The organism is Paenibacillus sp. CF384 (assembly GCF_900106745.1).
Taxonomy (GTDB): Bacteria; Bacillota; Bacilli; order Paenibacillales; family Paenibacillaceae; genus Paenibacillus_Z.
The window spans coordinates 352,907-365,880 of the sequence record NZ_FNNV01000001.1 but is presented as its reverse complement, the minus strand read 5'-3'; the positions used below and the strand labels follow the sequence as shown (position 1 = coordinate 365,880).

At 47.8% G+C, this 12,974-nt stretch carries 10 protein-coding genes; 7 read left to right on the top strand and 3 right to left on the bottom strand.

The features are described 5' to 3' along the window. Positions 1–92: 92 nt before the first annotated feature. Both BLW29_RS01690 and BLW29_RS01685 read right to left on the bottom strand, forming a co-directional pair. A complete protein-coding gene (locus BLW29_RS01690; protein ID WP_090975603.1) occupies positions 93–719 on the bottom strand; it encodes a thymidine kinase in 627 nt (208 codons plus the stop codon). Between the two features lie 144 nt (positions 720–863). Continuing rightward, positions 864–1,151, bottom strand: coding sequence for a hypothetical protein (locus tag BLW29_RS01685; protein ID WP_090975602.1), 288 nt, complete (start codon positions 1,149–1,151; stop codon positions 864–866). A gap of 178 nt (positions 1,152–1,329) precedes the next feature. On the opposite strand from BLW29_RS01685, the gene BLW29_RS01680 reads away from it, so the two are divergent. From BLW29_RS01680 to BLW29_RS01660, 5 genes are all read left to right on the top strand, one after another. Next, on the top strand, positions 1,330–2,421 hold the full coding sequence (locus BLW29_RS01680; RefSeq protein WP_090975601.1) for a threonine aldolase family protein: 1,092 nt from the start codon (positions 1,330–1,332) through the stop codon (positions 2,419–2,421). Between the two features lie 153 nt (positions 2,422–2,574). Next, positions 2,575–4,131, top strand: a complete 1,557-nt coding sequence (locus BLW29_RS01675; RefSeq protein ID WP_256208254.1) for a spore germination protein — start codon at positions 2,575–2,577, stop codon at positions 4,129–4,131. After that, a complete protein-coding gene (locus BLW29_RS01670) occupies positions 4,128–5,240 on the top strand; it encodes a GerAB/ArcD/ProY family transporter (RefSeq protein WP_090975600.1) in 1,113 nt (370 codons plus the stop codon). The genes BLW29_RS01675 and BLW29_RS01670 overlap by 4 nt, the downstream gene beginning before the upstream one ends. Further along, positions 5,237–6,361: a Ger(x)C family spore germination protein gene (locus BLW29_RS01665; protein ID WP_090975599.1), complete on the top strand. Its 1,125-nt coding sequence runs from the start codon at positions 5,237–5,239 to the stop codon at positions 6,359–6,361. The genes BLW29_RS01670 and BLW29_RS01665 overlap by 4 nt, the downstream gene beginning before the upstream one ends. A 108-nt stretch (positions 6,362–6,469) precedes the next feature. After that, the gene (locus tag BLW29_RS01660) at positions 6,470–8,026 is read left to right on the top strand and encodes an ABC-F family ATP-binding cassette domain-containing protein (RefSeq protein ID WP_090975598.1); all 1,557 of its coding nucleotides are present in this window, start codon (positions 6,470–6,472) and stop codon (positions 8,024–8,026) included. A 91-nt stretch (positions 8,027–8,117) separates the two neighbouring features. Here BLW29_RS01660 and BLW29_RS01655 read toward each other — a convergent pair whose 3' ends face one another. Continuing rightward, positions 8,118–9,956 (bottom strand): ABC transporter substrate-binding protein, encoded by a 1,839-nt coding sequence (locus BLW29_RS01655; RefSeq protein WP_177186437.1) that lies wholly within the window; start codon positions 9,954–9,956, stop codon positions 8,118–8,120. Positions 9,957–10,095: 139 nt separating this feature from the next. Here BLW29_RS01655 and BLW29_RS01650 point away from each other — a divergent pair, with 139 nt between their 5' ends. Beyond that, positions 10,096–11,640, top strand: a complete 1,545-nt coding sequence (locus tag BLW29_RS01650) for a DUF4153 domain-containing protein (protein WP_177186436.1) — start codon at positions 10,096–10,098, stop codon at positions 11,638–11,640. 272 nt (positions 11,641–11,912) lie between these two features. Beyond that, positions 11,913–12,959: a multicopper oxidase domain-containing protein gene (locus tag BLW29_RS01645; RefSeq protein ID WP_090975595.1), complete on the top strand. Its 1,047-nt coding sequence runs from the start codon at positions 11,913–11,915 to the stop codon at positions 12,957–12,959. The last annotated feature ends 15 nt before the right edge of the window (positions 12,960–12,974 follow it).

Here is a 12,974-nt window from a genome sequence, read left to right as displayed (position 1 = left end):
CTACTTTTACCACTTTACTTTTCCGTACACATGTTGTCAAAAAGGGACTGAAAATAACAAAAGAGAGGCTAATATCGCCTCTCCGGGTCTTCTTATTCGGTTTCGGACTCGATCTCGTTCTCCGGTTCAACCCCGCGGAAAGCTTGATTATAACAGCGTCTGCAAACCGGCTTGTAATCTTCATTGCCGCCAATTTGGATTTGTGCGCCGGCATTAACGGGCTGACCGTCACGGAAGCGGATCACCATCGTTGCTTTGCGATCGCAGAACCAGCAGATGGTCTTGATCTCTTCAATCTTATCCGCTTGCACCAGCAGGTTGTAGCTGCCTTCAAACAGTTGATTCTGGAAGTCGTTCTTCAGCCCGAATGCCATAACCGGGATGTTCAACTCGTCAACTACTTGCGTGAGTTCTAAGATGTGGTGTTTCTTCAGAAACTGAGCTTCATCGATGAGTACGCAATAAATTTTGTTAGGACCGGATGGTGGTGATAGATGCGATTTGACGCTCTCATACAAGTTCGTATGCTCGTCGACCGGAATGGCAGCACGCTCGAAGCCGACTCGTGAGCCGACCAGTTCTGCGCCGTCTCTTGCACTGAAGGAAGGGGAATAGATGAGGACCTGCTTGCCTTGCTCCTCGTAATTGTGGGCAACTTTAATGATTTCGAATGATTTCCCACTATTCATCGTGCCGTATTTATAATAGAGCTGTGCCATCTGAATCTCTCCTAAGCAATATCGTCCTTTACTTATTTAACATATTTAAATGAAAGTGACAAGCCTGTTTTTGCAAATGAAACAGGCTGCCGTTGGTGCCGGCAGCCTGCAAGTAATGCGGGCAATGGAGCTACGCTGTAGCGATTACATTTTGCCTTTGAGGTCCATCAGATACTTGAATACAACTCCGAATGCGCCGACGTAGTAAGCGGTCAACATCATCCAGCCCCAGTGATCGAGAGACTGCATGTTCGCAAACATGAATAATGGCAATACAAAGTACACCATGTCTTTAAGATACCCTAGTACAAAATCGGTCGAAAAAGTGCCTGACTTCATCATTTTGAACATATCCATTAAGAAGTTCAGACCCATGAATCCAAGTACTGCCCACATCGAGTAGAGCATCCAATCTGTGAGTGCAAATGTCATAAGAATCACCTCCCCTAAGAAAGAAGAGCTCTTGCATACGTTATCATATGAAGCATGGACGACATGCGTACTGGGACAACGCTCATTTTTGGGGCGAGCAATGTTCGGAAAGCTTGAAGAGATACTGCCTAAACAAGTACAATATGGCGACAGCACTTGAAGGAGATGGACGATCCGTATGACAGCACTACTGGAGGCTTTTAACCAAACGAACTACCCGGTTACCGGGCACAGCAAGTATACGGTGCAGATATTATTGGATGCATTTCGCGATATGGACGGCAGCGTGGATAGCGACATTTACGGAAACGGGAAACTGATCGAGGACTTTCAACGCAAGATGGCCGGCTTTCTAGGCAAGGAATCCGCTGTATTCTTTCCAAGCGGTACGATGGCTCAACAGATTGCGCTTCGCATCTGGAGCGATGAGCTGTCCAACAAGAAGGTTGCGTACCATCCGCTGTGCCATCTGGAAATTCACGAGAAGGACGGGCTTAAGGAGCTGCATCATCTGGAGCCGATTCTGCTTGCCGATAAGGATCGGCTGATTACGTTGGAAGACGTAGTGAGCATGAACGAAGACATTTCTTGTTTGCTTATCGAATTGCCGCAGCGCGAGATCGGCGGTCAGCTGCCTTCCTTTGCAGAGCTGGAAGCAATCGCGGCACATTGTCGTGAACGCGGGATCAAACTGCATTTGGATGGCGCTCGGTTATTCGAGGTTTTACCGTATTACGAGAAGTCGGCAGAAGAAATCTGCGCGTTATTCGACAGTGTATATGTATCGTTCTACAAAGGCATCGGCGGTATTGCCGGAGCCATCTTAGCCGGCAGTGAGCCCTTTACTGAACAATCGAAGATATGGAAGAGACGCCATGGCGGCGATCTGATCAGCCTCTATCCCTATATTGTGAGCAGCGATTATTATTTCGAGCAGCGAGCAGGGAAGATGGGACATTATTATGAATCGGCGGTTGAGCTGGCGAAGCTGTATAACGAATGTGAGGGACTGAAGACGGTACCGGAAATACCGGTTTCGAATATGTTCCATGTTCACGCTGGGATTGCGAAAGACAGATTGGAACCGATTTTCCTAGCACTCTATAAGGAAACCGGAATTGGACTTACGAAGCATATGAATGCCGTTCATGATTCATTAAGCACGTACGAGGTTAGTCTCGGCGATCGGTTTGACAACATTCCTAAGGCGAAGCTGAGTGAAGCTTTTGAAGTTCTGAAGCAGAAGTTGAAGGCGATTGTCGACAAATAAACATGATATGAAGGATGAAGAAGACAGGCTGTCCAATTGGGCGACCTGTCTTCTTCTGCGTTCAACCTGCGGAATATTTGCTAACAGCTTATGGCAAAATATGAAATACGATCAAGTCAGAAGCGAATGTTGAGGTGTGCCATGGAGTTGTTAATGCGATTATTCAAATTTCTCAATCGCCGCCATATTCAGTCGTTCAAACAGATGAAAGAGGACCACACCCCTGAACGCGGTCAATTGCAGAGCAGCTTAAAGATAAATGTCGATTCGATCATCGCGATTTTCAGCAAAGCCCCTGACCTTGTTATTCGGTCTTTCGATTATAAGCAAACGGAGAGTCAGGCCGTTCTTGTCTATTTATCAGGATTGGCGGACAAGAATTCCATTAACAACAACGTGTTGAATCAGCTGATGTTCGAGTCCGCTGATAGTAGCAGAGGCACTAGCGGCAAAGGGATTCTGCCCGTTACGGTTGGAGATATTTGTACGCTGACTACCTTGCAACATGTGGAGCATGCGATTCTGCAAGGTCAAAGCGTCTTTATCGTGGATGGTCAGCTACAAGCCTATGCCTTTGATACGCAGGGGTGGCCGCAGCGCGCAATCACGGATTCTCAAATCGAAGCTTCTCTTAAAGGGGCTCATCAAGGGTTTATAGAGACTGCAGGATTAAACATTGCCTTAATCCGGCGGTATATCAGCAGCAGAGAACTGAAGATTAAAGAGCTGCTCATCGGTTCCAGAGTACCTTGCAAAGTGTCGATCCTCTATCTGGAGGATGTTACACATCCTGATCTGATCCAAGAGATGGAAAGGCGATTAACGTCATTAAATGTAGATTGCATTCTAAATACCGGTGAACTGGCTGAGCTGATTGAAGATAACCCGTTCTCGCTTTTACCGCAGTTTATTACAACGGAAAGACCGGATACAGCTTCGTCGCAAATTTTACAAGGACGCGTTTGTGTGGTTGTCGATCGCTCGTCAAGTGTATTAATTGCGCCTGTCAGCATAGCCGCTTTCTTTCAAGGTATCGACGATTACAGCACGCGCTGGCCAATTGCAACCTTCTTGCGCATGCTGCGATTCTTTGCTTGCATCATCGCTGCTTTCTTGCCCGGTATTTACATTGCCTGCATTTCGTTTAATCATGAGGTGATTCCACTCGATTTGATCCTTTCCATCGGACAGTTTCGAGCAGCGGTCCCATTTCCGCCTTTCATTGAAGCCCTTATTATGGAGATTATGCTTGAAATGCTTCGAGAAGCCGGAGTCCGTTTGCCAGCCCCCGTAGGTCAAACGGTTGGGATTGTAGGCGGTATCGTTATTGGACAAGGTGCCGTGCAAGCCGGGATCGTAAGTAATTTGATGGTCGTCGTCGTTGCGTCAACCGCCGTTGCTTCGTTTATTTTGCCGAATTACGATATGGCTGCATCGATTAGATTCATCCGATTTCCGGTTATGATCATCGCATCGATGTTCGGCATGATTGGCATCATCGCTGCATTTATGGTGCTTGTCGCACATGTAATCAACTTGAAATCGCTTGGAGAAGCGTACAGTACACCGATTGCACCAATACGCATGGGGGATTGGAAGGATGTGTTTATCCGTCTTCCCTTGTGGAACATGATGAAACGTCCGAAGAGCGTGCGATCGCTGCAGAAAAACAGAATGGGGTTAAACCGCCTTGAAGGTGATGAGGAATGACGGGATTTAGTTTGAAAACGAACAAAACGAACTCCATAACGCTGCTGCAATTTATCATCATCATCCACAGTATGCAGCTTGGTGTAGGCGTCATCTCGATGCCTCGCGATTTAGCCAAGACCGCTGGAACTGATGGCTGGATCGCCTTATTAATTGGGTATGGCATATCGGTGATTGCGAGTATCATCATCATTCAAATCATGCAGAAACATCCGAATGGGACGATCATCGATCTGATCTCGCATTTCTTTGGTAAATTCTTCGGGCATCTGATGTCGCTCGTATTTGGCATCTACATGTGCTTGTTTGCCTATTTGATTCTAGATCGCATGGTGCTGCTTATTCGCAGCTGGATCATGCAGCAATCGCAGGATTATGTGCTGATGCTGCTCTTTGTTGTCCCTGCTTATATGATTGTGAAAGGCGGCGTTCGCATCATTGCCCGATATGGGGAGGTTGTGATTCTGTGCTCCTTATGGATGCCTGTCGTCCTCTTGACGTTGTTCAGCGAGGCACATTGGCTGAATCTGCTTCCCATTCTCAAAGAGGGATGGATGCCCGTGCTGCGGACCGTGAATACAACCGTCATCTCTTTTCTGGGATTTGAGGCGGCGTTCTTTATCTATCCTCATCTAGAGAACAAGAAGAAGGCTACGTTTGGTATCATCATCGCCAATACAATGACATTACTTGTTTATTTGTACGTAACGATCCTTTGCTTCGTTGTGTACAGTCCGGATGAAATTCAATTCTTCAATGATACGATGCTGACCGTTGTTAAAGTCATTGAGTATCGATTTCTGGAACGATTCGATATCGTCATGTTGACTTGTTACTTGCTGGTTATCTCCAAAACATGGATACCCGCGCTGTATATGACGGTGTATTGTTCGAAGAAGCTGTTTCATATCGGCAGCGTAAGCAAACATATCGTGGTTCTGCTTGCCGAGATGGTATTGATTACGTATATCTGGGAACCGGGGTGGAATGCAAGTACGACGGCGATCCAATATTTCACTTATTTTGGTATCGTGATGGCGTTTTTCTTCCCGCTCTGTTTGTGGGGGATATTGTCCATCATGACAAGCTTCCCTAGGTGGAACAAATGAGTCGGTTCTATCGCGTTACCCTGCTGTTATTCTTGCTGGCATTTGTACTAACAAGCTGTAAGGACCGCCTTGATCTTGAAAATATTACTTTAGTGCTCATGCTGGGCATCGATTTGGACGAGGACAATAACCTGGTGATTTTCTCTTCTTCGCCTGTGTTCAGTAAGGAAGCCAAGAAGAAGAATGAGACGACGAAAGTGAAAGCAATCACTAGCCGTCAAGCCAGAGGAGAGCTGGAAGCCCGCGTATCTGCGCTCGTAAGCAATGGGAAGCTTCAAAATATTCTCATCGGCAAAAAGGTTCTTCAGCACGAAGGATGGATGAATCTCCTCGATGTTTTTTTTCGTGATTCGAAAGCGAGAATCAATGCAAGACTAATTGCAGTCGACGGACCTGTCGAAGAGATTATGTTCTTCACGCCAGAGGATAAGCGCAGGCTCCCGCTCCATATCGCGAAGCTTATCGATACCGCACACATGAGGAATTTGGTAGAAAAGACGACACTTTTTGAATTCGTTCGGCTTGTCTTTGAGAAAGGACTCACTCCTTATGTTTCGGAGATTCACAAAACACCCAAAGAGGTTGTCGTAACCGGGACGGCATTGCTTGACAAGAAAGGACTTTATCGCGATTCGCTCGATCTAATGGAGAATGAACTGTTGCAAATTCTTCAAGAAGAGAAGCTGGCGGATCTAACGTTGACGCTTATATTGCCTAATATCCCGCACAAGAAATCCGTATTCGAGACAAGAGCCATCAGCTTCTACGTTACGGAAGTATCGCGGAAAGTGAAGGTTTCCTACTCGAATAACCGATTTCGTTTTGATATCCGACTAAAGCTTCCTATTCATTTAACGGAACAGATGTTTCGATACGATGCGGAGAAGAAAACGCCGGAACTAGAAGCGATGATTAATAAGCAGCTTGAGCAAGAAATGAACAAGCTGGTGAAGAAAATCCAACATAATAAACTGGATCCTATTGGTCTGGGGCTTTATGCTCGGGCTTTTCAATATCAAGCTTGGAAAAAGGTACAAAATGACTGGGGAGGCGCACTCGCGAAAGCGGAAGTGAACGTTCATGTTGAATCAGAGCTTAAAGACCATGGCGAGATCAAATAGTAAAGGGGGCAGCTTGATATTGTAAGAATCATGCGTGAAATGATTGAGTTGTGGGGCGTCTAACGCTATAATATAACGAGAAAAAGTCTAACAGAAAAGGTGTCATTCATGAGTATATTAAACGTAGAACGACTGAGTCACGGTTTCGGTGACCGTGCGATCTTCAACGATGTATCCTTCCGCTTGCTTAGGGGAGAGCATATCGGACTTATCGGCGCGAACGGCGAAGGTAAATCCACGTTCATGAACATCATTACAGGCAAATTGCAGCCCGATGACGGGAAAGTCGAATGGTCCAAGCGGATGCGCGTTGGCTACCTCGACCAGCATGCTGTATTGAACAAAGGCATGACGATCCGTGACGTATTAAAAGGCGCATTCCAATACTTGTTCGACATGGAACAAGAGATGAACGACATGTACGGAAGAATGGGCGATGTCACTCCCGAAGAGCTGGATCAGATGCTCGAGGATGTCGGAACCATTCAAGACACCCTTACGAATCAGGATTTCTACATGATCGATGCCAAGATCGAGGAAACGGCACGCGGACTTGGTCTGACGGATATCGGTCTGGACAAAGATGTAAACGATCTAAGCGGCGGTCAACGTACGAAAGTACTGCTTTCGAAGCTGCTTCTAGAGAAGCCGGATATCTTGCTGCTCGATGAGCCTACGAACTATCTCGATGAACAGCATATCGAGTGGCTGAAACGGTACCTGCAAGAATATGAGAATGCCTTCATCCTCATCTCCCATGATATTCCTTTCTTAGATAGCGTCATCAACTTGATCTATCACATGGAGAATCAAGAACTGAACCGTTATGTCGGCGACTACTCCCATTTCCAGCAAGTGCATGAAATGAAAAAACAACAGCTGGAATCGGCATTTAAGCGTCAACAACAAGAAATATCGGAACTGAAGGATTTCGTCGCACGCAATAAAGCAAGTGTCGCTACTCGTAATATGGCCATGTCCAGACAGAAGAAGCTGGACAAGATGGACGTGATTGAGCTTGCGAAGGAGAAACCGAAGCCGCAATTCAACTTCAAGGATGCAAGAGCTTCAAGCAAGCTGATCTTCGAAGCGAAGAATCTCGTCATCGGATATGACGCGCCGCTCTCCAGACCGCTTGATCTGCTGATGGAACGCGGTCAGAAGATTGCACTGGTCGGAGCGAACGGGATCGGTAAGACAACGCTGCTGCGCAGCATTCTTGGCGAAATTCCGGCGATCTCAGGTACCGTACAGCGTGGTGATATCTTGTCGATCGGTTACTTCGAGCAGGAGGCGAAGGATGCCAATTACAACACCTGTATCGATGAAATTTGGAACGAATTCCCATCCCTGAATCAATTCGAGGTTCGTGCTGCACTGGCGAAGTGCGGATTGACTACGAAGCATATCGAGAGCAAAATCGCGGTGTTGAGCGGCGGCGAGAAGGCGAAAGTGCGTCTATGCAAGCTGATCAACCGCGAAACGAACCTGCTCGTGCTCGATGAGCCTACGAATCACTTGGACGTGGACGCGAAGGAAGAGCTTAAACGTGCGCTTAGAGCCTACAAAGGCAGCATTCTGCTAATCTCCCATGAACCTGAGTTTTACCGCGATGTCGTGACAGAGACGTGGAACTGTGAATCGTGGACGACGAAGGTATTCTAATCGGAGTTGCATGAATAGAGAAGTGAAAAGCCGCTCGGAGCAGTCATTATTGGCTGCTCCGAGCGGCTTTTCTGCTGATCGGATGGGCTGCTTATTCCGGCAGTCTGGTGAACCAGAGGTCGCGGAAGTGTACCCAGCCGAGCGATTCCAACGATATTCCCCGAATGGAAGGGTGAAAGGCGGTCTTGAGATGTTTGCGATAGAGAAACATGAGGCTGTGAGCTGCAGCAAGCTGATGCTCAATTTGTCGGAACTGATCTGATCTGCGCTTGGCATCGGACTCGGACAACAACTCGTTCAGTTGCTGCTCCAGGATGACTTGCATATCCGGCCGCATGTGCAGCTGCATGTTCTTGAACAAATCGATGAGACGCAGCTCTCGGTGCTCGTCCAGCATAATGGCAAACAGCAGTAAATCCGCATGCAAGCGTTCTTCGCCTTTGAATTGTTCAGCAGGGATGAACTTGATCATTAGCGTGATGCCGGCAAGTGCGCAAACCTGCTGTACAATAAGTGCATCGGCTTCATATTGCGGAATGGTCGCAAGAATAATCGGTTCGCCCTTGTAGCCAGCTTTCATAAGACATTGCTCCACAGTGTCGGCAGCAGCTGATTTAATGGTAGGACTGCTTGTTGAATGTGGAGTCCAGAAGCTGTCGGCAGGCTCGATGACATCTCCGGATAGGCGTTCAATGATTTCGGCGCGATTCAGGGCCAGATCGAACGCCTCGCGAACCGCAGCATTAGCAAGCGGACCTTCTCGCAGTTCGTTAACGGTCAGAAACTTGCAGGTCGTTCCGGATTGGCGAACCTGCTGCCATTGCTCAGTTGCGGTCTCGGATATGCGTACGTTATGCATGACCTGGAAGGCTGGCTGCTCGGCTTGTCCGTCCAGCTCTTGGTGCAGCGGTTGTGTCCATACCTCTACACGATCCAGGAAACCTCGTCCTTGAAAATATGCAGGGAAGGCTTCCAATACCATGACGCCATGCTCCTGATCTACAAGACGAAAAGGGCCGGTACCGATCGGATGCAGTCCGATTTCCGCGTAGGCGAACCGGTCCGGGCTGCTGGTCATCTTCTTCGTCGATGGCGGTACTTCCGGAGCTGGAACGATCGATGCTCGATTAGTAGCCAAGAAGGGGAGGAAGGCTTCATTGCGCTCCTCTAGTATGAATCGAACAGAGCGTTCATCCGGCATCTCGATGGAGACGATCCCCATGTACACCCAATTATATAAGCCTCGCGGTGCAAGAGCCTTCAATCGCTCGAAAGTGAATACGACATCGGCTGCCAGCATCTCACGGCCATGATGGAAGAGGACTCCTTTACGCAGGTAGAAGGTCCAACTGGTGCGCGCGGCATCGATATCCCATGTATGTGCAAGATGCGGAAGAATGGTATCGCCTGAGGGGCTCATTCTTACGAGTCCGTCGAAGAGCTGGTTGACCAAATGCGATTCGCCTGAATAATGGATGGCGGCAGGGTCCAAGGAATGGATGGTTTGCGGCAGCGGAAATCGTAAAATGTCCAATCGACGCTCACCTAATACCTCGGAATGAAAGCCGAACCGTTTCGAGAGCCAATCCTGAAACTGCGAGCGAAGCCCCCGTGTGCCCTCGCTGTCCATCGTTTGCAGATAGGAGATTGCCATTTGCAAGTCTTGCTTCTGTGCGATTTCTTGCGCTTCCTGCAGCACGAGTTCTTCTTTCTTCGCCAGAAAGTGCAAGACGGAGCGATTGCCGCGGCCGCGACGGGGTTCCCAGCTTAACCAGCCTTCTCGCTGCATGCGCTGCAGCAGAAGGACCATATTGCGATGCGTGCAATCCAGCGCTGCCGCCAGCTCCAGCGTCGTGACTTCGTACGGTTCATGCTCCTGCAGCTGTGGCAGAGCGCCCCGAAGCGCGATGTAATGCTGCCTCATTTTCATCGTGAGCTCGTCTCCCGACTTAAAATATGAAATTTCTTTATCAAATCTTACACTTTTTCTTCTTATTTTATAGGCTACAATAAAATAGGAGAAAAGTACAATCGTTGCTAATACAGTCAACATGTCAGGAGTGAGCCCTTTGAGAGATCCAGCACCATGGCAAAGAAGATATGAGCTAATCGCGCTTTGGTCATTAGGATTTGGAGTATTTAGTCAATATTTATTCGTTGGTAATAGCTTGGGGATATCGGCAGCACTGTTTACCTGTGCTTTCTATGGTTTGTTCTTCTATGCGATAAAAGGGAGAATCGGCGGGTTTGATCAATGGCGAGGTCAATCGAAGTCTGGGTGGCTGCTATGTTTGCCTGTCGCGCTGCTGTCGCTCAGCTACACGCTCTTTAATAATGAGTTATTTCACATGCTCAATATCGTTGTCATACCGGCACTTGTCGCGGCCCAAACGGTATTGCTCTCAAGGAGCAGCACGAAACCTTGGTTTAGGACCGCTTTCTATCAGGATGTGCTTTACTTGAGTCTTATCAAGCCGTTTTCCTACTTTACCGTCCCATTTGGATTGCTGGTGAATCGTGTTTCTCCACAGCACAATAGTGGGGGAAAAGCAGGCGGCGGGAAGGTTCGCCGAATCTTGCTCGGCCTTCTTCTTGCGTCACCGCTTCTAATTGTAGTGATTTTGCTGCTGGCTTCGGCAGATCGGATCTTTATGGATTTGTTAAACCGCTTGCCTGAGATGTTCGGCGACTATTCGATTCGCACTTTGTTTACAAGAACGGTGCTTGCCGTGTTCATTTCAGTCTTTACGTTCAGCTACTTATGGACATTGTTATTCCGCAGAACCGATGACCAATGGAGGGATGGCAGCGAAGGCGGCACCGCTAACGCATTCTCTTCCGCTGCATCTGCTGCTTCGAGACAGCAAACACCGCTTTCACTAGATGCGCTTACAGCCGGAACACTGCTCATCAGCTTCAACATCGTCTATCTAATTTTCGCGGCGATTCAATTCTCTTATTTGTTCGGGGCTGCGAACGGCTTGCTGCCGGAAGGTGTTGCCTATGCCGAGTATGCGAGGCAGGGCTTCGCACAACTAGTCGTTGTTGCGCTCATTAATCTGGTTTTACTGCTGAGCGGTCTTCATTTCATACGTAGAGAAGGGATCGTGGCCGAATGCGTACGCAAGCTCTCCCTCAGCATGCTGGTTGGCTGCACGGTTGTGATGCTGGTATCGGCGTACAGCAGGCTGTCGCTCTATGAGTCGGCTTACGGCTATACGCAAACGAGAATACTCGTTCAAGGCTTCATGCTGTTTCTGGGCCTCATTCTCATCGCATCCTTCATACGAATATGGAGTGAGCATTTCTCATTGGCGAAGGCTTACATAGGACTTGCGGTAGCGGCCTATATCGTCATTAATTATGTGAACGTCGATGCAATTATCGCCAAGCAGAACATGATTCGTTTTCAGGATACCGGGAAGATCGATATGGAGTATTTAGGGTCGCTCTCGACAGATGCTTATCCTACTCTTATCAAGCTCCAGAAAGAAGAACCAACGCTGGCTGATGCCATAAATAACGTGAAGCAAAGTTTGAAGGATGAAGCTCTTGAGCGTGGTGGCTGGCCGTCTTGGAATTTGTCAGTAGCGAGAGTTTTAAATGAGGAATAGCAAAGTTATTAATGAGATTAATTATTTAGTTAATGGCATGAATTAAGTTGTTAGACATAGCTATTCGACGAGAAGTCCGCGTAATCGCGGACTTTTTTATTTTGTGGTGAAGAAATTTGTGGTTTACAAATACAGACGTTCAGCATATATTTAAGTCATTCGAGTTTTGCTCTAGGGAAACATTTTGTCCCTTGTCCACATTAATATTTTTTTGATTATTTTTTTGCACTCGGAAAACTTAATTTACTTTATGCAAAATAGGAGGTGGCATCATGGCATTTAATCTTAAACGCCCTGTCTCCAGGCGGGATGTGTTGAAATGGGGAGCTGCAGGTGTCCTAGGTGCTATTAGCGGTAACTTGTTCAGCCCGGGCTCGTTATTAGGGAAACCGGTTAAGGCGATGACCAAACATGAGGTGCACTCGGCATTGAAACAGCATAAACATCAAACGATGGCACATGGTTACGACCCCGGGAAAGATCAAACCTTCGGACTCCAAGCCGCAATTAAATCGCTGACAGAGTTTGATTACGGGAAAGTAAGCACCCGTGCAGACGGCAAGACTGTGCGCGAATATAGCATGGTCGCATCGGATTCAACTGTGGAAATTGCGAAGGGCATCACGTTTCCGGGTTGGACCTATAACGGGACCATTCCGGGACCTACGATTCGCTGCACGGAAGGAGATATCGTTCGCGTGAAGTTCTGGAACGGTTCCTCGCACCCGCATTCGATCCATTTTCACGGCGTTCATCCAACCCGTATGGATGGCATTGAACCGGTTCCGACAGGTACGGAATTTATTTATGAATTCGAAGCGAAACCTGCGGGCATGCATGTGTACCATTGTCATATTCCGCCTCTATCCAAACATATTCACAAGGGACTTTACGGGAATTTCATCGTAGATCCGAAGGTGCCGAGGAAGAAGGCTCGTGAACTTAATATGGTCATGAACGGCTTTGATCTGGACTTGGACGGAGAGAATGAGATTTATACCGTTAACGGCTATGCATTCGCATTCCAAGCTTGGCCGATTCCCGTGAAGGCCGGCGAGCTTGTCCGCGTTTATCTAAGCAATCTAACCGAATTCGATCTCATTAACTCTTTCCATCTTCATGCCAACTTCTTCAAGTACTACGAGGTAGGCGCAGATCCGGATGCCAGACCGGTTATGACCGACACCATCATGCAGTGCCAAGGACAGCGCGGCATTCTGGAGATGGTGTTTCCAGAACCGGGTCAGTATATGTTCCACGCTCATCAGAGTGAATTTGCAGAGCTGGGCTGGATGGGATTCTTCGAGGTCAAGGCGTAGGGAGGAGGGATTTAC